Origin of the sequence: Curtobacterium sp. MCLR17_042 (assembly GCF_003234695.1) — a bacterium.
Lineage (GTDB): Bacteria > Actinomycetota > Actinomycetes > Actinomycetales > Microbacteriaceae > Curtobacterium > Curtobacterium flaccumfaciens.
On sequence record NZ_QKTD01000014.1, the window covers coordinates 38251 to 63225 of the forward strand.

Genomic DNA, 24975 nt, shown 5'->3' on the forward strand with positions numbered 1-24975 from the left:
GGCTCGGCTCATCCGAGGTAGGCGAGGACGGCGAGGACGCGGCGATGGTCCTCTCCGGTGTCCTCGAGTGCGAGCTTGCCGAAGATGCTCGACACGTGCTTCTCGACGGCTCCGGTGCCGATCACCAGGGCGCGGGCGATCGCGGCGTTCGTGCGGCCCTCGGCCATCAGCCCGAGCACGTCACGCTCGCGCGGGGTCAGGGCTGCGAGCGGGTCACGGCGGCGGCTCATCAGCTGCGTGACGACCTCGGGGTCGAGCACGGTGCCCCCGGCGGCGATGCGGCGGACGGCGTCGTCGATCTCCTCGAGCCGGGTGACGCGGTCCTTGAGCAGGTACCCGATACCGGTCGCACCGGCGGCGAGGACGTCCTCGGCGTAGGTGGCCTCGACGTACTGGGAGAGCAGGAGCACGCCCGTCCGTGGAGCGATCCGGCGGGTCTCGACGGCGGCGCGGACACCCTCGTCGGTGAAGGTCGGCGGCATCCGCACGTCCATCACCACGACGTCGGGCGCACCCTCGGGCAGCGTCGCCAGGAAGGCCCGGGCGTCGGAGTACTGCCCGATGACGTCGATGCCGGCCTCGTCGAGCACGCGGGCCAGGCCCTCGCGCAGCAGGACGGCGTCGTCGACGACGACGGCCCGGATGCGTGCTGCATCCGGGCCGTCTGTCATGCCGACCAGCCTAGTGGGAGCGCGGGCGCCCCCGTGGGGTCACGACCGCTGGTTCGCCGCCGTCGGCACGCCGTTCAGGGCACCGAGGGGGATCCGGGCGGTGGCCTCGGTCGGGCCGCCCTCGGGGCTCGAGACGACCAGGTCGCCGTCGAGGGCCCGCATGCGGCCGATCAGGCCCTCGATCCCGTGGCCCTGCTGCGGTCGGGCACCGCCCCGGCCGTCGTCGGTGACGCTGACCGTCAGGTACCAGAGGCCCGAGGCGTCGACGACCAGGCCGAGGTACACCCCGGCGGTGGTGGCGCCGGCGTGCTTCATGGTGTTCGTCAGGAGCTCGCTCACCGTGAAGTACACGTTGCGCTGGATCTCCGTGGCGAGTTCCAGGCCCTCGGGCAGCCGGACGTCCAGGCCCACCGGGATCGGGGTGCGGGCGACCAGTGCCTCGAGCGCCGCGACGAGTCCGCGGTCGAGCAGGATCGGCGGGGCGAAGCCGCGGGACAGGGCGCGCAGTTCGTCGAGGGCGTCCTGGGCGTGCTCGGATGCCTCACCGATGAGCTGCTTGGCCTTCTCGGGGTCCTTCTCGAAGGCGCGCTCGGCGGCGGACAGGTCCATGCGGAGCCGCACCAGCCGCTGCTGCGGGCCGTCGTGCAGGTCCCGCTCGATCTGGCGGAGTGCCTGCCCCTCGGCGGTGACGGCACCGGCGCGGGAGGCCTGCAGGCCGGCGACGCGCTGCTCGAGCTGCTCGGCACGGAAGCCACCCAGCAGGCCGAAGTCGACCCAGTAGTGCGCGAGGACGGACCCGCGGGCCCAGAGCGGGAAGAGCACGACCGAGGCCGCCATCGACAGCAGGCCGAGGGCGCCGACGCCGGTCACGAACCCGACGCTGTCCGTGAAGTAGCCGACCCGGACGTTGTTCGCGAAGTACAGTCCGCCCACGACGATCGGCCAGGCGAAGCCGACGAGCAGCAGTGCACCGGTCCCGACGGTCACGACCGCGACGAGCGGGTAGACGACCGCGGCGTGCAGCAGGTAGAGCCAGTAGTGCGGGTTGGCGACGGCCGAGCCGGTACGGGTCCACCAGTTCTGCTGCCACCGGGGCGTCCAGTCCACCGGGCGGATCGGGCGTCGGTCGGCCCAGCTCATGCGGAGCTTCTCGAACTGTCCGAGCCACCGCGCCACGAACAGCGCGATGAAGAACATGAGCAGGACGAAGGGGTTGAAGAGGTCGCGGAACCCGCCACCGAAGACCGCCGCCGGGAACGCGAAGTACAGCGTGCAGAGCAGCACGGCGGTGAGCGCCATGTAGCCGAAGTCCCGCGGCAGGCGCTTCCACGCGTCACGGTAGAACTGCCCGGCGGTCATGCCGGACCCGCGACCGGAACCACCGACCGGACCGGACCCGACCCGCGGGGTGGCACTCCACGACGCCGGCGGGGACTGCGGGGCGTCCTGGGGGTCCTGCTGGTGCTGGCGCGGGTACTGGGGCATCGGCTTGGTGGCTCCAGGGGGCACGGAGCCGCCCAGCGGGACGGTCTGAGCCTGGTCGGGCGAAGGCGTGACGTCGTCCAGCGGGACGGTTCGCGCCTGGTCGAGGCGGTCGGTGTCGGTCATGCATCCAGCCTCGCGATCGCGGAGCCGTTCCCCCATCCTGCCCTCTCCCCACCCCGGGTGGGGTTATCCCCCCTCTTCCACAGGTCGCCCGGTCCACGCCCGCGCGTCCTGCCCGTGGATCACGCTCGTCGGATGGCTGATGCGCTCCGAGCACTGATCGACGCCGTCGGGCTCCAGGTCGGGCCGGGCACCGAGGTCCGGTCCGACGACGAGGCGTGGACGCTCGACGTCGAACCGACGGGCACCCACGTCTGGGTGGCGACGCGGTCCCGCTCCGTGTGGGTCCGGCACGGAGAGGACATCGCGATCGTCGACGCCGGCACCGCCGCCCTCGTCGAAGGGCACGCGACGATCACGATCAGCACGGGCCCCGAGCGCTCCGGCCCGCCCCGCGTCGCGGAGACGTACGCGTTCCCGCACGAGGCACTCTTCGCGCTGACCGGTGTCCTCGTCGGAGCCGCAACGCTCGGCCCGCTCGCCGACGAGGTCCTCGCACTCCCGCCCATCGCGAGCACCGGCCCACCCGGTGCGCCCTCGCCCGACGTCGGCCTCGCGCTGCGCCACGTCGGGCACCTCGACGGCGGGAGGTGGCACGGCGCGCAGCAGCAGGCCCTCGCCCGGCTCGTCGTCACGACGGTGCTCCGCGACAACCCGCCCCCGATGCTCGGCGACAACGGTCTCGCGCGTATCCTCGACCGTCTGTTCGATCCGGCTGGTCCGTCGTCTCTGCAGGCCATCCTCGTCGGTGTCCGGATGTCGGAGCGCACCCTCCAGCGCCGGTGCGTCGCAGCGACGGGATGCTCGCCCGCGCAGCTCGGCCGCTGGTACCGCAGTCTCGCCGTCCGCAGCGCACTCACCCGAGGCGACCGCCCGTCCGACGTCGCGACCCGCTTCGGCTTCAGCACGACGTCGTCCATGCGTCGAGCCCTCGAGCGGGTCCGACCCCCGACGAACCGCCGGTGACCGTCGCCCGCGGGGGAAGGAGGTTCCGATCCGCTTCGATGACGGTTCTGGTTCACGATCCTCGGGTTTCGTGAACCAGAACCGTCACGGCACGGAGAAGACCACGGCGTCCCGCGTCGGCGCAGTGCAGTGCGGGGCGTACGCCAGATGCAGGCAGCCGCGCCGCGCTTCGGGAGGGGGAGCGGCGGGAGCGGGAGCGAGTTGTCGGCGCCGACGTCCGGCGCGGGTCAGGCGGGGGAGCGGCCGGTGGACTCGCGGACGCTCAGGGTGAGCGAGGGGCCCGGGCGTGACGGGAGCGGGGCGCTGGCGTCGATCTGCGCGCGCAGCAGGGTCGCCGCACGCTGCCCGAGCTCGACGGTGTCGCGGGTGAGCGAGGTGATCGCCGGCCGGACGAGCCGGATCATCGCCGAGTCGTCGAAGGACACGATCGAGACGTCCCCGGGCACCGCGACGCCCATCTCGCTCGCCACGCCCAACCCGGCGACCGCGAGCACGTCGTTGTCGTAGATGATCGCGGTCGGTCGGACGCTCCGGGACAGCAGGGTGCGGGTGGCGCTCGCGCCGGCCTCGGCCGAGTAGTCCGTCGGCACCGAGACCGTGTCGTCGAGCCCCTCGTCGGCAGCGAACGCCCGGAGCCGGTCCATGCGCATGGCGGTGTGCTCGAACTCGGGCCGCCCGGCGACGTGAGCGATGCGTCGGTGCCCGAGGGCGTGCAGGTACCGCAGAACGGTGTCGGTGGCGTCCGAGTCGTCGATCCAGACCGTGGGTGCGGCGCCGTCGGGGGAGGGGTGCGAGCCGACGACGACGGTCGGCATGCCGAGGTCGGCGAGCAGGGCGAGCCGGGCGTCGTCGCGACGAGGGTCGATCACGATCACGCCGTCGACACGGTGTCCGCGCCACCAGTCCCGGTAGGTCTCGAGTTCTTCCTCGGCATCACGCGCGACGAGCAGGTTCATGCCGACGTGCGTGCCGGCGAGGCCGAGCTGGATGCCGGAGATCAGGTCGCCGAAGAACGACTCCGTGCCCAGGGTCCGTGCCGGGCGGTTCAGCACGAAGCCGATGGAACCGGCCTTCGCGCCGCCGAGTGCCCGGGCCGCGGTGTGCGGCTGCCAGTCGAGCTCGCGGGCGATCTCGCGCACGCGGCGACGGGTCTCGTCGGAGACACCGGGCCGGTCGTTCAACGCGAACGACACCGCGCTGATGGACACACCGGCCCGCGCGGCGATGTCGGCGATCGTCGTTCGACGCTTGGTGGCCACGGGGTTGACTATAGCGCTTTAGTCATTCACAGTGGCTGCCACACACGGGTTCGGTGACTGCTGCTGAACCGGTTCAGCTATGACGAGGGAGTCAGACGCCATGAGGACCACCACACGCATGACGAGGGGCCGCGCCACCGCGCTGCTCGCGACGGCCGCCGCCACGGCGCTCGTCCTGACCGGCTGCTCGAGCGGCGGGAACGCGGCCGACAACGGCGGCGGCGAGATCAGCGGCACCATCACCCTGCAGACCTGGGCGCTCACGCCGACCTACACGGGGTACCTCAACGGGGTCATCAAGGACTTCGAGCAGGCCCACCCGGACGCGAAGGTCAAGCTGCAGGACCAGCCCGGTGACGGGTACGCCGACAAGGTGCTCAGCCAGGCATCGTCGAACAGCCTGCCCGACGTGATCAACCTGCCGCCGGACATCGCCCTGCCGCTCGCGAAGCGCGGGTTCCTGCAGGACGTCGCGAAGGACGACTCGAAGCTCGCCAGCACGTACGTCGCCGGCGCGTTGGACTCCTACAAGTACAAGGGCGTCAACGGCACGTTCGGGTATCCCTGGTACCTCAACACCGACGTGAACTACTGGAACTCGACGATGTTCGCCAAGTGCGGCCTCGACGCGAAGAACCCGCCGAAGACCACCGACGAGCTGTTCACGCAGGCGAAGACCATGCACGACAACTGCCCGACCGACTACCTGATGAGCCGGAAGCCCGGCCTCGGCGACTTCACGCTCGCCGACGTCAAGGTGCTCAACGCCGACGGCACGAAGTTCACCTTCGCCGACTCGTCGAAGGCCGCCGACCTGATCGACCGCTACAAGGACGCGTACCAGGACGGCTACATGCCCTCCAACGTGCTGAACAGCGACTACCTCGGCAACTCCACCCTGTTCACGCAGGCCAAGGTCGCCTGGACCACCGGTGGCGCCACCTCGCTCGCCGACTTCGAGAAGAACAACCCGTCGCTCAAGGGCAAGGTCACCGTCAGCCCCGCACTCGACACCCCGCCGCTCTACGTGCAGGGCCTGTCGGTCTCGAGCAAGTCGAAGCACCTCGCCACCGCCGAGGCCTTCGCGAAGTTCATGACGAACGCGGAGAACCAGGAGGCCTTCGCCCACAAGGTCAACATCTTCCCGTCCACCACGTCGTCGCAGTCCGACCCGTACTTCTCGAAGGACGACGGCACCGTGAACGGCGAGGCCCGGGTCCTCGCGAACGAGGCCCTGAAGACGGCGAAGGTCATCAACCCGGTCGAGGCGAACTCCGCGATGACGGACTTCCTCGACCAGCAGATCGCCCTCGCGATGAAGGGCCAGGTGGCGCCCGAGAAGGCGCTGCAGACCGCCCAGACCAAGATGAACAGCCTGCTGGCCAACGGCTGATCCGGCCCCGGAGAAGGAAGAGGGAGGATCGTCATGCGTGCGAACCGCTGGTACACGCCCTGGTTGCTCGTCCTGCCGGCACTGATCTGGCTCGTCGCGTTCAGCCTGTGGCCCTCGATCAACACGGTCCGGTTGTCGTTCACGAACGCCAGCCCGCTCGGCGGCGTCAGCCAGTGGGTCGGCGTCAAGAACTTCGAGACCCTGCTCGCTGATCCGCAGGTGTGGGAGGCGCTGCTCAACAGCGTCATCTACATGGCGGTGTGCCTGCCGCTGCTGACGGTCCTCCCGCTCCTCATCGCGGTGCTCGTGCAGCAGAAGCTGCCCGGGATCGCGTTCTTCCGCACCGCGTTCTACACGCCGGTCATCGCGTCCGCGGTGGTCGTCGGGCTCATCTGGACGTGGATCCTCGACGACCGCGGCGTCATCAACGAGATGGCGCAGGCCCTCGGCGTCGTGCAGGGCAGCGTCCCGTTCCTGACCGACCGGTGGCTGCTGCTCCTCAGCGCCATCAGCCTGACGGTGTGGAAGGGGCTCGGCTACTACATGATCATCTTCCTGGCCGCCCTCGGGAACGTCGGCAAGGACCTGCACGAGGCCGCCGCCCTCGATGGCGCCGGAGCCGTCCGGCGCTTCTGGTCGGTCACGATGCCCGGGGTCCGCGGCACCATGACACTCGTCGGGATCCTGGTGTGCGTCTCCGCGCTCCGGGTGTTCAGCGAGCTCTACATCCTCACCAACGGCACCGGCGGACCCGGCGGGCAGGACAACTCGCTCGTCATGCTCATCCAGCAGTACGCCCGCGGCTTCACCGGCAACCTCGGCTACGCGTCAGCCCTGAGCCTCCTGCTCTTCGTCGTGACGCTCGTGCCGATGCTCGCCCTCGCCCGGATGAACAGCAAGGCGGACAAGTGACGAACACGACCAGCACGACCGAACCCGTCATCGGCGGCGCGCAGGGCGCAGCCAGCCCGACGCCGGACGTGACCGGCGCGACGGGCGCTGGACGGGCCTCCAGGCAAAACGGACGGGGCGGACGCGACGGACGCAAGCGGCGCCGCGCGGTCTGGGGCGTCATGTCCACCCGCGAGAAGGTCGTCCGCTACGTCCTGCTCATCGTGGTGCTCTTCATCACGATCGGCCCGTTCCTGTGGCAGCTGTCCACGTCGCTCAAGGGCGCCGGTGAGGACATCTACACGGCGAACCCGTCGTTCATCCCGTCCGAACCGACCATCGAGAACTACCTGAAGGTCGCCGCCGCGATCCCGGTGTGGCGGTACATCGGCAACTCCCTGCTCGTCGCCGCGATCGACGTGCTCGGCAACATCGTGTTCGCGACCCTGGCCGGCTTCGCCCTCGCCCGTCTGCAGTGGCGACACCGGAAGCTCGTGCTCGGCCTGTTCCTCGGCACCCTCGTGCTACCCGGCGAGGCGACGATCATCTCGCAGTTCGTCACCGTGAAGGACCTCGGCCTCGCCGACAACCTGGTCGGTGTCGCCCTTCCCGGCATGATCGCGGCGCTCAACGTCCTGCTGATGTTCAACGCGTTCCGGCAGATCCCCGAGGAGATCGACCAGGCAGCGGTGATGGACGGTGCGAACGCGATGCAGCGCCTCCGCTACATCTCGCTGCCCGCCGTGCAGGGGACCATCGCGGTCATCGCGATCTTCTCGTTCATCGGTGCGTGGGACGACTTCCTCTGGCCGCTCATCGTGCTGCAGTCGCCCGAGAATCTCACCCTGACCGTCGGGTTGCAGTACCTGCAGGGCACGTTCGCCACCGACCAGCGGATGATCGCGGCCGGCACCATGATCGCCTTCATCCCGATCGCCGTGATCTTCGCCGTCCTGCAGCGCTTCTTCTTCAAGGGCGTCGAAGAGGGCGGTGTGAAGGGCTGATGCGCTTCGGGGTCAACTACACGCCCTCGGTCGGCTGGTTCCACTCGTGGCTCGACTTCTCGCGGTCGGACACCGCCAGGGACCTGGAGGCGATCGCGTCGATCGGCGCCGACCACGTGCGGATCTTCCCGCTCTGGCCGGTCGTCCAGCCGAACCGGACGCTCATCCGGCAGCAGGCCCTCGACGACGTCGCGACGGTCGTCGACCTCGCCGGCTCGTTCGGACTCGACGTCAACGTGGACGCCCTGCAGGGGCACCTGTCGAGCTTCGACTTCGTGCCGTCCTGGCTGGACAGCTGGCACCGCCGCAACATGTTCACCGACCCGGACGTGGTCGCCTCGACTGCCGCGTACGTCCGGGCGCTCGCCGGAGCCGTCGCCGACAAGCCCAACCTGCTCGGGATCACCATCGGCAACGAGGTCAACCAGTTCGCGCACGCGCCGCACCCCGCCCCGCACGCGATCACGGCGGAGCAGGGGCACGCGTGGGCGGCGGCGATGGTCGCGGCGGCGCGTTCCGGGCTCGCGTCCGCTTCGTCCGGCCTGGAGGCGCGGCTCGACCCCGCCTCGTCGGTCCCGTCCGGCACCGGGTCGCGTCCGGGGCCCTTGGTCACGGTCGCGCAGTACGACGCGGCCTGGTACGACGACGCCCAGCCCTTCGGCCCCGAGCACGCGGCGGACCACGGTGACGCCACGGTCACGCACTCGTGGGTGTTCAACGGTTCGGCGGCCCTGCACGGCGCTCTCGGGGCCGGGTCGGTGCGGCACGGGGAGTACCTGCTCCAGCTCGCCGCGGCCTGGAACCGCGACGCCGCCCGGCCGAACTGGCTGCAGGAGGTCGGCGCCCCCACCAACGTCGTCGACCCCGCCGACGCCGCCGCGTTCACCGAGCAGACCATCCGGCACGTCCTCGACGCGCAGCAGGTGCTCGGGGTGACGTGGTGGTGCTCCCACGACGTCGCCCGGTCGCTCGCCGACTTCCCCGAGCTCGAGTACGACCTCGGGCTGTTCACGAACGACGGACGCCTGAAGCCCGCCGGCGAGGCGTTCGTCGCCCTCGCCCGCGCCGAGCACACCCGCGACACCCGTGCCGCACCGCCGACCACCGCGCTCGTCCTCGACGACGTGCTGTCCGACGGCACCGACCGGCACGGCACCCGCGCCGACTGCGCCCCCGGCGGTCGGTTCGCCGCCGCCTGGCTCGCCCTGGCCGAGGCCGCACCGGACGGCCGCGGCCCCCAGGTCGTCCTGCGCTCCCGCCTGTCGGACACCGCGCTGCTGGCCGCCCGAGGCATCGACCGCTGCGTCGACGTGCCCTCCGACCTCGACACCACCACCGTCCGCGTCGCCCACCCGGCGACCACGCCCTGACCCCGGAAGGCCCCATGCACGACGACATCCCACTCACCACCGGACGCGCCCGACGGGTGCTCGACGAGCGGATCACCCCCGCGGTGCACGCGACCACGACGGCTCTGGAGGCCGACTGGCACGAGCTGCCGGGGGAGCCGGTGCCGCCGACCGAGGGACTCGCGCTCACGTTCGAGCCCTACGAGGTCGGCACCCCGTGGGGCGCGGCCTGGGGCACGACGTGGTTCCGGCTGACCGGGACCGTGCCGACCGAGTGGGCCGGACGCCGGGTGGAGGCCGTGATCGACCTCGGCTTCGACAAGAACATGCCCGGGTTCCAGTGCGAGGGGCTCGTCTACCTGGCCGACGGCACCCCCGTGAAGTCGATCAACCCGCGCAACCAGTGGGTCCTGGTCACCGAACGGGCCGAGGGCGGCGAGACCGTGGAACTGTTCGTCGAGGCCGCGTCGAACCCCGTCCTGCTCGACTACCACCCCTTCCTGCCGACACAGGAGGGCGACGTGCAGACCTCGTCCTCGAAGCGCCTCTACGCCACCCGCCGGATGGAGCTCGCCGTCTTCGAGTCCGAGGTGCACGAACTCGCCCTCGACATCGACGTCCTGCTCGAACTGCAGGCCGAGCTGCCCGCCGGACCCCGACGCATGCGGATCCTGCAGGCCCTCGACGACGCCCTCGACGCGCTCGACCTGCAGCACATCCCGGAGACCTCCGGGGACGCCCGTGCGGCGCTCGCCGAGGTGCTGGCCGCTCCCGCCGAGGCCTCCGCGCACACGATCTCGGCCGTCGGGCACGCCCACATCGACTCCGCCTGGCTCTGGCCCGTGCGCGAGACCATCCGCAAGGTCGCCCGCACCATGTCGACCATGACCGAGCTCATCGACCAGACCGACGACTTCCTGTACGGCATGTCGAGCGCGCAGCAGTACGCGTGGATCAAGGAGCACCGCCCCGAGGTCTACGCCCGCGTCAAGGCCGCGGTCCAGGCCGGCCGGTTCCTGCCGATCGGTGGCATGTGGGTCGAGTCCGACACCGTGATGCCGACCGGCGAGAGCATCGTCCGGCAGTTCTCGCAAGGCCAGCGGTTCTTCGAGCGCGAGTTCGGCATCCGGCCCAAGGGCGTCTGGCTGCCGGACAGCTTCGGGTACTCGCCGGCGCTGCCGCAGCTCATGCGTCGTGCGGGCTTCGAGTGGTTCTTCACGCAGAAGATCTCGTGGAACCAGGTGAACAAGTTCCCGCACCACACGTTCCTGTGGGAGGGCATCGACGGGTCGCGGGTGTTCTCGCACTTCCCGTCGATGGACACCTACAACTCGCGGCTGTCCGGCAGCGAGGTCGCGAAGGCCTCCCGCCAGTTCCGCGAGAACCGACTCGCCACCGGCTCGATCGCCCCGGTCGGCTGGGGCGACGGCGGCGGTGGCACCACCCGCGAGATGACCGGCACCGCCGCACGGTTGGCGGACCTCGAGGGGAGCGCGAAGGTCCGCTGGGAGCACCCGGACACGTTCTTCGACCGGGCGAAGTCCGAACTGACCGATCCGCCCGTGTGGGTGGGGGAGCTGTACCTCGAGCTGCACCGGGCCACGCTCACGTCGCAGCACGGCACGAAGCAGGGCAACCGCCGGTGCGAGCAGCTGCTCATCGAGGCCGAGCTCTGGGCCGCGACCGCCGCCGCCCGCACCGACTTCGCCTACCCCTACGACGAGCTCGACGCCCTGTGGCAGCAGGTCCTGCTCCAGCAGTTCCACGACATCCTGCCGGGCACCTCGATCGCGTGGGTGCACCGCGAAGCGGTCGAGCGGTACGCCGAGACGGCCGCGGCGCTGACCGCGATCATCGACCGGGCGCTCTCTGCGCTCGCCGGTACCGGGGACTCTGCCGTCGTCGTGAACCCGGCCCCGTTCCTCCAAGCCGGTGCACCCGCGCAGGGCGCCGTCGTGGCGACCGACGTGGCGGCGGCGACCGCCGTGTCCCTGACCGAGCAGGACGGCGGGTACGTGCTGGCGAACGACCTGGTGCGGGTCGTCGTCGACGCGCAGGGGCTCGTGACGAGCGCCGTCGACCTGGCGAGCGGGCGCGAGGCGATCGTGGCCGGCCAGGCGGCGAACCTGCTGCAGCTGCACCAGGACTTCCCGAACATGTGGGACGCGTGGGACGTCGACCGGTACTACCGCAACCGCGTCGAGGACCTCGTGTCGACCACCGGGCTGACTGCTTCGGTCGACGAGTCCGGGGTCGCACGGGTCGTCGTGTCCCGGGCGTTCGGTGACTCGACGGTGACGCAGGAGATCGTGCTGGCGCCGGGGTCCCGCACCCTGGAGTTCGATCAGGTGACCGACTGGCACGAGACCGAGAAGTTCCTCAAGGTGGCGTTCCCGCTCGACGTCCGCGCCGAGCACACCGTCGCCGAGACGCAGTTCGGCGCGCAGAAGCGGGTGACGCACACGAACACCTCGTGGGAGGCCGCGAAGTTCGAGACCTCGATGCACCGCTACGTGCTGGTGTCCGAGCCGGGCTTCGGTGTCGCGCTCGTGAACGACTCGATCCACGGCTTCGACACCACGCGCGACGCCGTCGACGGGCACGTCACCACCACGGTGCGACTGTCGCTGCTGCGCGCACCGCGGTTCCCGGACCCCGAGACCGACCAGGGCGTGCAGACGCACCGGTACGGCATCGTCATCGGCACCGACCAGCTCGGAGCCACGTCGGCCGGCGTGCGGATGAACGCGGGCGCGCGGACGATCACCGGGGCGCACGGCTTCGACCCGCTGGTGCAGGTCTCCGGCGACGTCGTGCTGTCGAGCGTCAAGCTCGCCGACGACCGGTCGGGCGACCTGGTCGTGCGCGTCTACGAGCCGTCCGGGCAGCGGGGGACCGGGGGCATCGCGGTGTCGGCCGATGCGGCGACCTTCGGTGCTGGCGCCGAGGTGACCCTGCTCGAGGAACCGCTCGGTGACGCCGGGGCGTCGTCCGACGCGGCCGCGGCCGCGTCCTCGTTCGCCGTCGACGCCTACGAGGTCCGCACCTTCCGGTTCCCGCGCAACTGACCGACCGACTGACCGACTGACCGACCGCCCGTCCCACCCAAGGAGGAACCACATGAAGCAGTCCACGAGGTTCAGCATCGCGACCGCACTGGTCGCCATGCTCGCGGCACCACTGGTGCCCGCCGCAGCGTCCGCGGCGCCCTCCTCGTCCGGGTCCAGCCACGGGCACGGACACGGTTCGTCCCACGGCGGTGGGCACGGCCACGGTCATGGTCACGGGCACCACGCTGCGCCCACCAAGTCGGGGCCGACGAGCATCGCCTACGTCGAGGTGAACAACGACGAGCTCGCCAACGTCGGGCGGTACACGCTGGAGAACGGCGCGAACGCGTTCGACGTGGCGATCATCTTCGCCGCGAACATCAACTACGAGGACGGCAAGGCGGTCCTGTACAACAACGAGAACGTGCAGCGGACCCTTGACCAGGCCGCCACGCAGATCCGCCCGCTGCAGGCCAAGGGCATCAAGGTGACGCTCTCGGTGCTGGGCAACCACCAGGGCGCCGGCCTGGCGAACTTCCCGACGAAGGCCGCGGCACGGGACTTCGCGGCGCAGGTCTCGGCGACGGTGAAGAAGTACGGACTCGACGGCGTCGACCTGGACGACGAATACTCGGACTACGGCGTGAACGGCACCCCGCAGCCGAACCAGCAGTCGATCGGCTGGCTCATCAGCGCCCTGCGTGCGGACATGCCGGGCAAGATCATCTCGTTCTACGACATCGGCCCGTCCTCCGATGCCCTGAAGACCGCGAGCCCGTCGATCGGCGGGAAGCTCGACTACGCCTGGAACCCGTACTACGGCACCTACACGGCGCCGACGATCCCGGGCCTGCCGAAGTCGAAGGTCTCCGCCGCCGCGGTCGACATCCAGAACACCCCGCAGGCGACGGCGGTGTCGCTCGCACAGCGCACGAAGGCCGACGGCTACGGCGTCTTCATGACGTACAACCTGCCGGGAGGCGACGAGTCCTCCTACGTCTCCTCCTTCACGAAGGTGCTGTACGGACAGGCCGCATCGTACCGCTGACGCTCGCGTCCTGACGGCGACTCGCGCCCCGTGCTCCCCGGCTCCGGCCTGGAGGCACGGGGCGCGTCCGTCGTCCGGGTCCCGCTGGTTCGGGGGAGGCACCAGTTCCTCCTCGCGAATGACGGTTCCGGTTCGCAGACCCCGGCGATCGTGAACCGGAACCGTCATCCACCGAAAACGAATACCCGCCCGGCGCGCTCGATGCCGCGGCCGTACGATCGCCGCATGGAGCTCGAGTTCCGCGGCGAGGTGATCGAGTGGCGCGGCCCGTCACCGTTCTTCTTCGTCGTCGTGCCGCCGGACGTCGCCGAGGTCATCGCCGACCTCGCGCCGGTGCTCACCTACGGGTGGGGTGTGATCCCGGCACGCGTGACGATCGGCGCGGTGACGTGGACGACGTCGCTGTTCCCGAAGGACGGCGGGTACCTCGTGCCGTTGCGTGCGGCGGAGCGGAAGCGTGCCCGGGTGGAACTCGGCGACTCCCCGGAGATCACCCTGGAGTTCGCCGACCCCTGACACGCGTGCCATCGACCGTCACTCCTCCACAGGTCCGTCGATCGCGATACCTCCCCACAGTCATCGACGGTGGGCCCCGGTGTCGCGGTCCTGCTCCCTACCGTCGAAGGTGTGGAGGGGAGGTGGCGATGGTCGAACGACCACGACATCCCAAGAAGGACATCGAACTGGTCATGCGCGGGGCAGAGGCGCGGGGATGGCGCTTCGCGAAGGGGAGGAAGTACTACAAGGCGTACTGCCCGTGCGGGGAACACCTGCACACGGTCCACTTGACGCCGTCGAACCCCTGGTACGTTGTGCATCTGAAGTATCGGCTCGCGCGGACGGGCTGTGAGGACAGGAGAACGTGATGACGAACTACCTCGTGCGGCTCGAGTGCGTGGCGCAACTCGGGGCAGCGGACGATCCGCGCGCAGCCCTCGCGGCGGACTTCGACGCCATCGCGGAAGCACTCTTCGACCTCGACGACGTCCACGACCAAGACCTGACCGCTGACCTGTCGACCGGCACGCTCACCTTCTCGATCGGTGTCGACGCAGACGACGAGTCCGGGGCGCTCGACCGTGCGCTCGGTGCTGTCCGGACCGCGCTGCACGTTGCTGGTCGCGGCACTCCCGGTTGGGAGCAGCACTACCGGATGCTGCGGCAGGAAGTCGGAGAAGCGCCGCTCGGAGCGCTCTAGGGGGACTCGGGAGCGTGTGACCGTTCGCTCGTGGTGCGAGGTTGATCACTCGGTGCGCCGGAACAACCTCGCACCGAGCGTGCAACCGTGCACCAGCCGACGAAGCGCGGGGCAGAAGGAAGAAGAGAGGGGATGACGGGAATCGAACCCGCGTAGCCAGTTTGGAAGACTGGGGCTCTACCATTGAGCTACATCCCCGCGCCTGCGCACCAGGCGCAGCCCGACCATCGTAGCGGACGAACGAGCACCGACATGCCGACGCGCGTCATCCCGAAGCCGGACGCCGGTGCCGAGCGCACCATCCGCTGGTCGCGGGTGGTCTCGTACGTGCTGGTGGTCCTCGCCGCCGCGGTGCTGTCCCTGCGTCCCGACCTGTTCGGTGACCCGCAGTCGCAACCCGCGCACGCACTGCTGCACGTCTGGCGGATCGTCATCGGACTGTTGCTCGCGGTGGCTGCCCTCGGGGTCCAGGTGGCCGTCGGGATCCGGTGGCGGCAGGGTCTGCGACGCGCCGCGGAGGACGACTGAGCAACCCCCGGGAACAGCGCGCCGTCGGACCGCTAGACTCACCGGGGTCGCATGCGCCCCTCGGCGTGCGCGGCTGATCCCTGGCACGAAGCAACGGGGCGTAGCTCAGCTTGGTAGAGCGCCCGCTTTGGGAGCGGGAGGTCGCAGGTTCAAATCCTGTCGCCCCGACCAGGTCCTCCGAGCACCACCGACCACACGAACGTCAACCAACAGGAGAACATCCCTTGGCCACCAGCACCGTCGACAAGGTGAGCGACACCCGCGTCAAGCTCACCGTGAACGTGACGCCGGACGATCTCAAGCCGAGCATCGACCACGCCTACAAGCACATCGCCGAGCAGATCAACATCCCCGGCTTCCGCAAGGGCAAGGTCCCGCCGGCGATCGTCGACCAGCGCGTCGGCCGCGGCGAGGTCCTGAACCACGCCGTCGGTGACGCCATCGACAACTTCTACCGCCAGGCGGTCGAAGAGCAGGAGCTGCGCATCCTCGGCCGTGCCGAGGCCGACGTCGCCGAGCTGCCGAACGTCGCGGACTTCACCGGCGACCTCGTCCTCACCTTCGAGGTCGACGTCCGCCCCGAGTTCGACCTGCCGGACTACTCCTCGTACGAGCTCACCGTCGACGCCGTCGAGGTGTCGGACGACGAGATCGAAGAGGAGCTGCAGAACCTCCGGACCCGCTTCGGCACGCTCGTGACGGTCGACCGTCCGGCGAAGACCGGCGACTTCGCGCAGATCGACCTGACCGCCAGCATCGGCGACGACGAGGTCGACTCGGCCACCGGCGTCTCCTACGAGATCGGCTCCGGCGACCTGCTCGAGGGCATCGACGAGGCGCTCGAGTCCCTGACCGCCGGTGAGTCGACGACCTTCGAGTCGAAGCTCGTCGGTGGCGACCGCGAGGGCGAGACCGCTCAGATCGCCGTCACCGTCACCGCCGTCAAGGAGCGCGAGCTCCCCGAGGCCGACGACGAGTTCGCCCAGATCGCCAGCCAGTTCGACACCATCGACGAGCTCAAGGCCGACCTGAAGGAGCAGATCGCGAAGTCCAAGACCTTCGGTCAGGGCGCCGCGGCTCGCGACAAGCTCGTCGAGAAGCTCACCGAGGACGTCAACATCCCGATCTCGGAGCAGCTCATCGCCGACGAGGTGCACCGTCACCTCGAGCAGGAGAACCGCCTCGAGGACGAGGAGCACCGCAAGGAGGTCTCCGAGTCCAGCGAGACCGCCTTCCGCTCGCAGATCCTCCTCGACGCGATCGCCGAGAAGGAAGAGATCCAGGTCTCGCAGGAGGAACTGACCCAGTACCTCATCCAGGCCGCCGCGCAGTACGGCATGGAGCCGGCCGAGTTCATCAAGGTCATCGACCAGAACGGCCAGATCCCCGGCATGGTCGGCGAGGTCGCCCGCTCGAAGGCGGTCGCGACCGTCCTGTCCAAGGTGACCGTCAAGGACACCAACGGCGACGCCGTCGACCTGTCCGCCTTCACGGCGGGCGTCGCGCAGGAGCCGGCAGGGGACGCCGAGTAACGATCTCGACGCCACCAGTACGACAGACGGGAGGCGCGGTGCCAGCTGGCACCGCGCCTCCCGTCCGTATTTCCGCACCACCGCATTGCTGTCGGCGAACAGACGAGAACTGGTGCGTTGCACCCGATAAGTTCGACAACAAGCGACAACTGAACGGGAGCTTTTCCATGGCCGAAGCAACACTGAACCCCAGTGTTTTTGACCGCCTTCTGAGAGACCGGATCGTGTGGCTCGGCTCCGAGGTCCGCGACGACAACTCGAACGAGATCGCAGCCAAGCTGCTGCTGCTCGCCGCCGAGGACCCTGAGAAGGACATCTACCTCTACATCAACTCGCCCGGTGGTTCGATCACCGCCGGCATGGCGATCTACGACACGATGCAGTTCGTCCCGAACGACATCGTCACCGTGGGCATCGGCCTCGCCGCGTCGATGGGACAGTTCCTGCTGTCCTCCGGCACGCCCGGCAAGCGCTACATCACGCCGAACGCGCGCGTGCTGCTCCACCAGCCGTCCGGTGGCTTCGGCGGCACCGCTGCCGACATCCAGACGCAGGCCAAGGTCATCCTCGACATGAAGCAGCGCATGGCGGAGCTCACGGCCGAGCAGACCGGCAAGTCGGTCGAGCAGGTCCTCAAGGACAACGACCGCGACAACTGGTTCACGGCGCAGGAAGCGCTCGAGTACGGATTCGTCGACCACCTCCGCGCCTCGAGCGCCGAGGTCATCGGCGGTGGTGGCACCGTCGGCGACGGCGAGACGCCCACCAGCGCAGCCGAGCCCGACGCCCAGTCCTGATCACCACCGAAGAAAAGGAAACGAGAATGCATCTCCCCATGCTCGGTGGCGCGCAGAACGTCCCGGCTCCGTCCAATCGGTACATCCTGCCGAGCTTCGAAGAGCGCACGGCCTACGGCTACAAGCGCCAGGACCCGTACGCCAAGCTGTTCGAGGACCGCATCGTGTTCCTCGGCGTGCAGGTCGACGACGCGTCGGCTGACGACGTCATGGCCCAGCTGCTCGTGCTCGAGTCGATGGACCCCGACCGCGACATCGTGATGTACATCAACTCGCCCGGTGGCTCGTTCACCGCGATGACGGCGATCTACGACACGATGCAGTACATCCGTCCGCAGATCCAGACGGTCTGCCTCGGTCAGGCTGCCTCGGCCGCGTCGGTGCTCCTCGCCGGTGGCACCCCCGGCAAGCGTCTCGCGCTGCCGAACGCCCGTGTGCTGATCCACCAGCCCGCGACCCAGCAGGGTGGCGGTCAGGCGTCCGACATCGAGATCCAGGCGGCGGAGATCCTCCGCATGCGCACCTGGCTCGAGGAGACGCTGTCGAAGCACTCCAACAAGACGCCGGAGGAGATCAACCACGACATCGAGCGGGACAAGATCATGTCCGCGCAGGAAGCCGTGGAGTACGGCCTGATCGACCAGGTCCTCACCAGCCGCAAGAACCTGCCAGCGCTCGTCAAGTAGCACCAGCAGGAACGAAGAAGGCCCCGCACCGAACGGTGCGGGGCCTTCGTCGTTGCGTTGCGGCTAGTCGTCGGAGTCGTCGGGTTCCGGGGCCGGCTTGCGGCGCAGGAGCAGCAGCACCGCGACGACCACGCCGACCAGCACGACGCCACCGGCGCCGATCCAGATCGCGTCGGACGCTGCCGAGTCGCTCGATCCCGAGGCGGTGCCGGTGGTGGTGTCCGAGCCGGCGTCGTCGTCACCGGCGGTGGCGCAGGTCGGGGGCTTCGCCGCACCCGAGTCCGCGGTGAAGCCCGACGGCGCCTTCCACGTGAAGGGGTACTCGTCGGACACGGTGTGCCCGTCGGCGGAGACGATCTGCCACTCGACGGTGTACTTGCCGGAGTCGCCGAGTGCGGCGGCCGTGGTCATCGACGGCCCCTCGACGTCGACGCAGCCGTCCTCGTAGTACTTACCGTCGGGGCCGACGATGCGGAACGCGAACCCGGACCCCGAGTCGCCGATGTCGAGCAGCTTGTCGTTCGTCGTGATGTCGAACGTCTTCGGCAGCTCGGTCAGGGTGCCGCCGACCTCCGGGTCGGACGAGATCAGGTAGTTGTGCGCGCTGGCCGGACCGGCGAGCCCGAGGACCGCGCCACCGGCGATCGCGACGGCCGCGGCGGTCCCGGCCACGAGCCTCCAGGCAGAGGACCGAGGCCGGGACCGACGCGAGCCGCGCCGCGTCACTTGGCGGAGCTCCGACGACGCGTGCCGGCGACGGCGACGACCAGGGCGACGGCGCCGAGCACCAGGCCGCCGAGGCCGAGGAAGCGACCGACCAGGTCGGGGTCGCTCGAGGCGGTCGAGCCGGCGGCCTCGGCCGTCGGGGTCGCGGCGATCGGGTCGCCGTCGTCGTCCGTCGCCTCGGCGGCGGTCAGCGTGATCGAGGGTGCCGGGTGCTCGGGCTCGGCTTCGCCGGCCTTCTGCTCCTGGTTCCACTCGACGCTGCCCTTCTCGCAGGTCTGGATCGCGGGGAACTCGACCAGGTCGCCGGCCTTGCCGTCCGGCAGCGAGAACGAGAGCGCGAAGGTGTCGCGCTCGTCGGCGGGCAGGGGGGTCTTCGCGGTGTACGTGACGCTGGTGACGCGCTCGGCGGCCGTCTCGGCGTGGTCCTCGTCGGATGCCGACGCCGACGGGTCGGTGTAGGGCTCCGTCGCCTTCGTGATCGTCCAGTTCGGGTTCACGGTGGGCGTGACCTCGATGACGGACTCCGGCACCTGGAACTGGATCTTCGTCGTGGGGGAGCCGTCGCAGCCGTGCGGGACCGAGAAGGTCGCCGTGGTGTACGAGTTCACTGCGGTCGACGTGGCCGTGGCGGACACGTGCGCGCTGGCCGCCGTGGCGCTGCCGAGGACGATGACGGCTGCGACACCGAGGGTGACGGCGCCGCCGGCGGCGAGACGCTTCTGCATGGGGTTCCTTCCGGGGTGGTTCTGCACCTACTGTTCTACAAGATGTAGAGAAGTCCGGATCACCGTAGCAGGCTCGCACGCCCTGGGCGAACGCGCGGGCGGATTCCGGAGGGGCATCGCGGTCGGTGTCACCGGTTGCGGTTAGGCTCGTGTCCACGACGAGGTGCCCACCAGCAGCGGTGCACCAGCGGTGGTGCGACAGCGCGGCCGGCATGTCCAATCAGGGAGGCACGGGAATGGCACGCATCGGAGAGAGCGGCGATCTCCTCAAGTGCTCGTTCTGCGGCAAGAGCCAGAAGCAGGTCCAGCAGCTCATCGCCGGACCGGGCGTCTACATCTGCGACGAGTGCGTCGAGCTCTGCAACGAGATCATCGAGGAACGTCTGGCCGAAGCCGGCGAGGACACCTCGAGCGGGGACTTCGAACTGCCCAAGCCGCGGGAGATCTTCGACTTCCTGCAGGAGTACGTCATCGGGCAGGACCCGGCGAAGCGCGCCCTCGCCGTGGCCGTCTACAACCACTACAAGCGCATCCGCGCGCAGGGCCAGATCACCGCCGCCGAAGACCGCGACGACATCGAGATCGCCAAGTCGAACATCCTGCTCATCGGCCCGACCGGCTGCGGCAAGACGTACCTGGCGCAGACCCTGGCCAAGCGCCTCAACGTGCCGTTCGCCGTCGCGGACGCCACCGCCCTGACCGAGGCCGGCTACGTCGGCGAGGACGTCGAGAACATCCTCCTCAAGCTCATCCAGGCCGCCGACTACGACGTGAAGCGTGCCGAGACCGGCATCATCTACATCGACGAGGTCGACAAGATCGCCCGCAAGGCCGAGAACCCGTCGATCACCCGCGATGTCTCGGGCGAAGGCGTGCAGCAGGCGCTGCTCAAGATCCTCGAGGGCACGGTCGCCTCGGTCCCGCCGCAGGGCGGCCGCAAGCACCCGCACCAGGAGTTCATCCAGATCGACACGACGAACGTGCTGTTCATCGTGGCGGGTGCGTTCGCCGGGCTCGAGGACATCGTGTCCTCGCGCGTCGGCAAGCGCGGGATCGGCTTCGGGGCGCCCCTGCACAGCGCGACCGACCACCAGGACCTGTACTCCGAGGTGCTGCCGGAAGACCTGCACAAGTTCGGTCTGATCCCCGAGTTCATCGGTCGTCTGCCCGTCGTCACCACGGTGTCGCAGCTCGACCAGGCGGCGCTCATGCAGATCCTGACCGAGCCGAAGAACGCGCTGGTCAAGCAGTACCAGCGGATGTTCCAGATCGACGGCGTCGAGCTCGAGTTCGACCAGGGTGCGCTCGAGGCCATCGCGGACCTCGCGGTGCTGCGCCAGACGGGTGCCCGCGGGCTCCGGGCGATCCTCGAAGAGGTCCTCGGCCCGGTGATGTTCGACGTCCCGTCCGACGACGACGTCGCCCGCGTGGTGATCACCCGCGAGTCCGTGCTCGAGAACGCGGCGCCGACGATCGTGCCGCGGCCCCGGGCCAAGCGCGTCGAGAAGTCGGCGTAGCCCTCCGGAACCAGCGAACGGACACAGCACCACGGGATTCCGTGATGCTGTGTCCGTTTCGTGGTGCGGTGCGCGGGCGCGCCTACTCGAGCCCGCGGCGGCGCAGCAGCGGGCCGACCTCGGCGTCGCGGCCGCGGAAGTCCCGGTACGCCTCGAGCGGGTCCTTCGCCCCGCCGACCCCGAGCAGACGCTCGGCGAACCGCTTGCCGGCCTCCCGGTCCAGCCCGCCGTTGTCGCGGAACCACTCCACCGTGTCGGCGTCGAGCACCTCGGACCAGATGTACCCGTAGTACCCGGCGTCGTACCCGCCCGAGAACGTGTGTGCGAAGTACGTCGACGAGTAGCGCGGCGGCACGGCCTCGACCGCGATGCCGGCGGCGGCCAGGGCGTCCCGCTCGAAGTCCTCGACGGACGTCACCGCCGCGGCGTCGGCTGCCGACAGCCGGTGCCACGCCTGGTCGAGCAGCGCTGCGGCGAGGTACTCGGTCGTGCCGAAGCCCTCGTTGAACCCCTCGGACTCGCTGAGCCCCAGGACGAGTTCGGGCGGCAGGGGTGCTCCGGTCTCGTGGTGCTTCGCGTAGTTCGCCAGCACGGACGGCCACGACAGCCACATCTCGTTCACCTGGCTCGGGAACTCGACGAAGTCCCGCTCGACGTTCGTGCCGGAGAACCGCGGGTAGGTGGTGCGGGCGATGAGGCCGTGCAGGGCGTGGCCGAACTCGTGGAAGAGCGTCTCGACCTCGTCCTGGATGAGCAGGGTGGGGGAGCCGGCGGACGGCTTCGCGACGTTGAGGTTGTTGACCACGACGGGCAGGGTGCCGAGCAGCTCGGACTGCTCGACGACCGGGTTCATCCACGCGCCGCCGCGCTTGCCGTCGCGCGTGTAGAGGTCGAGCAGGTACAGCCCCACGGGCTCGCCGTCGTCGCCGGTGACCTCGAAGACCCGGACCTCGTCGTTGTAGCCGTGCAGGTCCGGGCGTTCGGTGAAGCTCAAGCCGTACAGGACACCGGCGGCGTGGAAGACCCCGTCGTGCAGGACCCGGTCGGCCTCGAAGTACGGGCGGAGCGCGGTGCTGTCCGCGGCGAACTGCTCGCCACGCAGGATCTCGGTGGCGTACGCCCAGTCCCACGACTCGATGTCGAACCCGACCGTGCGCGATCGGACCACGCGTTCGTCGTCGGCGTTCCGGGCGGCGGCGTCGACGAGCGAGGACAGCAGCCCGTCGACGGCCTCGGGGGTCTTCGCGGTCTCGTCGGCGGTGACCACGGCGGCGTGGTTCGGGAACCCGAGCAGCTCGGCGCGCTCGGCCCGCAGCCGGACGATGCGCAGCAACACCTCGCGGTTGTCGTACTGGTTGCCGCGACGACCGCGGGCGAGCGAGGCGCGCATGATCCGCTCGCGCAGGTCGCGGTTGGCCAGCGAGGACAGCCACGGGTGTCCGGTGTAGAGCGGCAGCGTGACGAGCCAGCCGTCCAGGCCCCGGTCAGCGGCAGCGGCGGCCGCGGCGGACTTCGCCCCGTCGTCGAGTCCCTCGAGCTCGTCCTCGTTCGTCACGTGCACGGCGGAGTCGTTGGTGTCCTCGAGCAGGTTCCGCTCGAAGGTCGTCGTGAGGGTCGAGAGCTCCTGGTTGATCGCGGTCAGACGCTCCTTGCCCGCGTCGTCGAGGCCCGCGCCCGCCAGGGTCATCTCGGCGTGGGTCCGCTCGACCAGGCGCAGCGCCTCACCGGTCAGTCCGGCGGCCTCGGCGCCGTCGAGGACCTCCTGCACGCGGGCGTACAGGCGGGAGTCGAGCGTGATCGCGTCGCGGTGTGCGGCGAGGAGCGGGGAGACCTCGGCCTCGAGGTCGTGCAGCTCCGGGGTCGAGTCGGCCGACGACAGCGTGAAGAACACGTGGCTGACGCGGGTCAGCAGCTGCCCGGATCGCTCGAGTGCGATCAGAGTGTTCTCGACCGTCGGGGCGTGCGGGTCGGTGGCGATGGCCTCGACCTCGGCGCGCTGCTCGGCCATGCCGGCCTCGAACGCCGGTCGGTAGTGCTCGAGTCGCACGTCGCCGAAGGGCGGCAGGGCGTAGGGGAGGGTGCTCGGGACGTCGAACGGGGTTGCCATCTGCCCACCCTATGCACGGGTGCTGGAGTCCGTTCCTTCCCATGACGCCCGGACTGGGAAGCGGGATCGGGCGTCCCTGGTCGGAAGAACCGACCCGGTACGCCCGGATCGACCAGGTACGCCCGGAACGGCCCGGCGGGCGTACCCGCGCCCGGCGCGACCAGCGGACGGACGGGAGGCCCGTGGCGGCGCCGCCACGCTCCTCCCCCCACCGGCACGGCCGTCGCGCCGCTGGCGCGTCGCACCGGAACCGGCGGCGTGGGCCCAGTCCGCATCGCGGTCGCGTGTCAGCGCATCGCGGCGTCGATCAGGGTCACCGCGGCACGGCGCGCGTGCGCGGCCGGTGCCGTGGTGCCAGCGATGGCCGCGGTGGTCTGCGCGCCCTCGGCGAGCAGTGCGAGCTGCGCGGCGAGTTCCTCGGCGTGCTCGGGGTCGGCGACGACCTCGGCGGTGAGCCGCTGCACGAACTGCTGGAACGAGTCCTTGTGCTCGCGCGCGATCTCGGCGACCGCGGGCGAGGTCGCCCCGAGCTCGCCGAAGGCGTTGATGAACCCGCAGCCGCGGAACGTGTCGTCGCCGAACCACGACTCCAGGAAGTCGTAGACCGCCAGGAGCTTGTCGCGCGGGCTGGCCGCAGCCTCGACCGCGCCGTGCACGCCCTGCTCCCACATGTCGTGGCGGCCGGCGAGTACCGCGGCGATGAGCTGCTCCTTGCCGGGGAACGCCGCGTACAGCTTCTTGAGGGAGACCCCGGCGCCCGTGCGGATCTCGTCCATCCCCACGGACTGGATCCCGCGCGTGTAGAACAGCTGGTCCGCGACCTCGACGATGTGTGCTCGGACGTCCGGCTCGACGGTGCTGGTGGCCATGTGTGTACCCCGTTCCCTGAGTGTTCACCGTTCTCGAGTTGCACTGGGAACGGGCGTTCTCTACTGTAGTCCACATCGGCGGAGAACGATCGTTCTCCGCGATACTCAGGGAAGGAACGATCATGGGTGCCATCACCGTCGGAACCGAGAACAGCGTCGACATCGAACTCCACTACGAGGACAAGGGCCAGGGGCAGCCGATCGTGCTGATCCACGGCTTCCCCCTCGACGGCAACTCGTGGGAGGGGCAGGTCCCGATGCTCCTCGAGGCCGGCTACCGCGTCATCACGTACGACCGCCGCGGCTTCGGCCAGTCCTCGCAGCCGTCCACCGGCTACGACTACGACACCTTCGCCGACGACCTGCACACGGTCCTGACGACCCTCGACCTGCGCGACGTGATCCTCGTCGGCTTCTCGATGGGCACCGGCGAGATCGCCCGCTACATCGGCCGCCACGGTGAGGACCGGATCGCGAAGGTCGCGTTCCTCGCCTCACTCGAGCCGTTCCTCGCCATCACCGACGACAACCCCGACGGCGCCGGCCCGATGTCGTTCTTCGAGGGCATCGCCGCCGACGTGGCGAAGGACCGTTACGCGTACTTCACGAACTTCTACCAGGACTTCTTCAACCTGTCGGAGAACCTCGGCACCCGCATCTCCGAGGAGCAGGTCCGCAACGCGTGGAACATCGCGGCCGGCTCCGGCTCGATCGCGTCCGCCGCAGCACCCCTGACCTGGCCGACCGACTTCCGTCAGGACATCCCGAAGGTCACCGTCCCCGCCCTGATCGTGCACGGCACGTCGGACAACATCCTCCCGATCGACGCCACCGGCCGACGCTTCACCCAGGCGCTGCCCGCGGCGAAGTACGTCGAGATCGAGGGCGCCCCGCACGGCCTGCTCACCACGCACACCGCCGAGGTGAACGAGGTCCTGCGCACCTGGCTCGCCGAGTCCTGATCCCTCGGCGATCACGCGGGCGCTCCCCGGCGGGGGTGCCCGCATCGTGAGCACAAATGGTCGGGTCCCCACCGGGGACCCGACCATTTCTG

Annotated in this window: 22 protein-coding genes and 2 tRNA genes; 16 read left to right on the forward strand and 8 right to left on the reverse strand. The window is 69.8% G+C overall.

Annotated elements, in window-relative coordinates; genetic code table 11:
• Positions 1-8 precede the first annotated feature (8 nt).
• Together DEJ02_RS13835 and DEJ02_RS13840 are read right to left on the reverse strand one after the other, a co-directional pair.
• Positions 9-671, reverse strand: coding sequence for a response regulator transcription factor (locus DEJ02_RS13835; protein WP_027464682.1), 663 nt, complete (start codon positions 669-671; stop codon positions 9-11).
• 39 nt (positions 672-710) lie between these two features.
• The gene (locus DEJ02_RS13840) at positions 711-2279 is read right to left on the reverse strand and encodes a sensor histidine kinase (RefSeq protein WP_111033458.1); all 1569 of its coding nucleotides are present in this window, start codon (positions 2277-2279) and stop codon (positions 711-713) included.
• 132 nt (positions 2280-2411) lie between these two features.
• Between DEJ02_RS13840 and DEJ02_RS13845 the strand changes: the two genes are divergently transcribed.
• Positions 2412-3242, forward strand: coding sequence for an AraC family transcriptional regulator (locus DEJ02_RS13845; protein WP_111033459.1), 831 nt, complete (start codon positions 2412-2414; stop codon positions 3240-3242).
• A gap of 227 nt (positions 3243-3469) precedes the next feature.
• On the opposite strand, the gene DEJ02_RS13850 is transcribed toward DEJ02_RS13845, so the two are convergent.
• Positions 3470-4501: a LacI family DNA-binding transcriptional regulator gene (locus tag DEJ02_RS13850; RefSeq protein WP_111033460.1), complete on the reverse strand. Its 1032-nt coding sequence runs from the start codon at positions 4499-4501 to the stop codon at positions 3470-3472.
• Between the two features lie 118 nt (positions 4502-4619).
• Here DEJ02_RS13850 and DEJ02_RS13855 point away from each other — a divergent pair, with 118 nt between their 5' ends.
• The 8 genes from DEJ02_RS13855 to DEJ02_RS13890 all read left to right on the forward strand — a co-directional run bounded on the left by DEJ02_RS13855 (position 4620) and on the right by DEJ02_RS13890 (position 14434).
• Complete coding sequence (locus DEJ02_RS13855) at positions 4620-5894, forward strand: sugar ABC transporter substrate-binding protein (protein ID WP_111033461.1); 1275 nt, start codon at positions 4620-4622, stop codon at positions 5892-5894.
• Between the two features lie 33 nt (positions 5895-5927).
• Positions 5928-6806: a carbohydrate ABC transporter permease gene (locus DEJ02_RS13860; protein WP_017886011.1), complete on the forward strand. Its 879-nt coding sequence runs from the start codon at positions 5928-5930 to the stop codon at positions 6804-6806.
• A complete protein-coding gene (locus DEJ02_RS13865; protein ID WP_204166197.1) occupies positions 6803-7789 on the forward strand; it encodes a carbohydrate ABC transporter permease in 987 nt (328 codons plus the stop codon). Before DEJ02_RS13860 ends, DEJ02_RS13865 begins: the two co-directional genes overlap by 4 nt.
• Entirely contained in the window at positions 7789-9159 is a 1371-nt protein-coding gene (locus DEJ02_RS13870; protein WP_111033462.1) for a cellulase family glycosylhydrolase, read from the forward strand. The genes DEJ02_RS13865 and DEJ02_RS13870 overlap by 1 nt, the downstream gene beginning before the upstream one ends.
• A gap of 14 nt (positions 9160-9173) precedes the next feature.
• Positions 9174-12206 (forward strand): glycoside hydrolase family 38 C-terminal domain-containing protein, encoded by a 3033-nt coding sequence (locus DEJ02_RS13875; RefSeq protein WP_111033463.1) that lies wholly within the window; start codon positions 9174-9176, stop codon positions 12204-12206.
• A gap of 52 nt (positions 12207-12258) precedes the next feature.
• Positions 12259-13236 (forward strand): endo-beta-N-acetylglucosaminidase H, encoded by a 978-nt coding sequence (locus DEJ02_RS13880; RefSeq protein WP_111033464.1) that lies wholly within the window; start codon positions 12259-12261, stop codon positions 13234-13236.
• 225 nt (positions 13237-13461) lie between these two features.
• The gene (locus tag DEJ02_RS13885) at positions 13462-13752 is read left to right on the forward strand and encodes a DUF1905 domain-containing protein (RefSeq protein ID WP_111033465.1); all 291 of its coding nucleotides are present in this window, start codon (positions 13462-13464) and stop codon (positions 13750-13752) included.
• A gap of 349 nt (positions 13753-14101) precedes the next feature.
• Complete coding sequence (locus DEJ02_RS13890; protein ID WP_111033466.1) at positions 14102-14434, forward strand: hypothetical protein; 333 nt, start codon at positions 14102-14104, stop codon at positions 14432-14434.
• 127 nt (positions 14435-14561) lie between these two features.
• Here DEJ02_RS13890 and DEJ02_RS13895 read toward each other — a convergent pair.
• Positions 14562-14632, reverse strand: a tRNA-Gly gene (locus DEJ02_RS13895).
• A gap of 54 nt (positions 14633-14686) precedes the next feature.
• On the opposite strand from DEJ02_RS13895, the gene DEJ02_RS13900 reads away from it, so the two are divergent.
• From DEJ02_RS13900 to DEJ02_RS13920, 5 genes are all read left to right on the forward strand, one after another.
• Positions 14687-14962 carry a hypothetical protein gene (locus DEJ02_RS13900; RefSeq protein WP_111033467.1) on the forward strand — a complete coding sequence of 92 codons (276 nt, stop codon included), beginning with the start codon at positions 14687-14689 and terminating at the stop codon, positions 14960-14962.
• A 94-nt stretch (positions 14963-15056) separates the two neighbouring features.
• A tRNA-Pro gene (locus DEJ02_RS13905) sits at positions 15057-15133 on the forward strand.
• Between the two features lie 53 nt (positions 15134-15186).
• Positions 15187-16494 (forward strand): trigger factor, encoded by a 1308-nt coding sequence (tig, locus tag DEJ02_RS13910; RefSeq protein WP_027464695.1) that lies wholly within the window; start codon positions 15187-15189, stop codon positions 16492-16494.
• A 167-nt stretch (positions 16495-16661) separates the two neighbouring features.
• The gene (locus tag DEJ02_RS13915) at positions 16662-17291 is read left to right on the forward strand and encodes an ATP-dependent Clp protease proteolytic subunit (protein ID WP_071405541.1); all 630 of its coding nucleotides are present in this window, start codon (positions 16662-16664) and stop codon (positions 17289-17291) included.
• Between the two features lie 26 nt (positions 17292-17317).
• On the forward strand, positions 17318-17977 hold the full coding sequence (locus DEJ02_RS13920) for an ATP-dependent Clp protease proteolytic subunit (protein WP_027464696.1): 660 nt from the start codon (positions 17318-17320) through the stop codon (positions 17975-17977).
• A 63-nt stretch (positions 17978-18040) separates the two neighbouring features.
• Here DEJ02_RS13920 and DEJ02_RS13925 read toward each other — a convergent pair whose 3' ends face one another.
• Both DEJ02_RS13925 and DEJ02_RS13930 read right to left on the reverse strand, forming a co-directional pair.
• Entirely contained in the window at positions 18041-18649 is a 609-nt protein-coding gene (locus DEJ02_RS13925) for a copper resistance CopC family protein (protein WP_181440364.1), read from the reverse strand.
• 50 nt (positions 18650-18699) lie between these two features.
• Positions 18700-19428: a YcnI family protein gene (locus tag DEJ02_RS13930; protein ID WP_111033469.1), complete on the reverse strand. Its 729-nt coding sequence runs from the start codon at positions 19426-19428 to the stop codon at positions 18700-18702.
• Between the two features lie 236 nt (positions 19429-19664).
• Here DEJ02_RS13930 and clpX point away from each other — a divergent pair, with 236 nt between their 5' ends.
• Positions 19665-20945 carry an ATP-dependent Clp protease ATP-binding subunit ClpX gene (gene clpX, locus DEJ02_RS13935; RefSeq protein WP_017886000.1) on the forward strand — a complete coding sequence of 427 codons (1281 nt, stop codon included), beginning with the start codon at positions 19665-19667 and terminating at the stop codon, positions 20943-20945.
• Positions 20946-21027: 82 nt separating this feature from the next.
• Here clpX and DEJ02_RS13940 read toward each other — a convergent pair whose 3' ends face one another.
• Positions 21028-23052 (reverse strand): M3 family metallopeptidase, encoded by a 2025-nt coding sequence (locus DEJ02_RS13940; RefSeq protein ID WP_111033470.1) that lies wholly within the window; start codon positions 23050-23052, stop codon positions 21028-21030.
• A 287-nt stretch (positions 23053-23339) separates the two neighbouring features.
• Entirely contained in the window at positions 23340-23921 is a 582-nt protein-coding gene (locus DEJ02_RS13945; RefSeq protein WP_027464700.1) for a TetR/AcrR family transcriptional regulator, read from the reverse strand.
• Positions 23922-24043: 122 nt separating this feature from the next.
• Here DEJ02_RS13945 and DEJ02_RS13950 point away from each other — a divergent pair, with 122 nt between their 5' ends.
• Complete coding sequence (locus DEJ02_RS13950; RefSeq protein WP_111033471.1) at positions 24044-24883, forward strand: alpha/beta fold hydrolase; 840 nt, start codon at positions 24044-24046, stop codon at positions 24881-24883.
• The last annotated feature ends 92 nt before the right edge of the window (positions 24884-24975 follow it).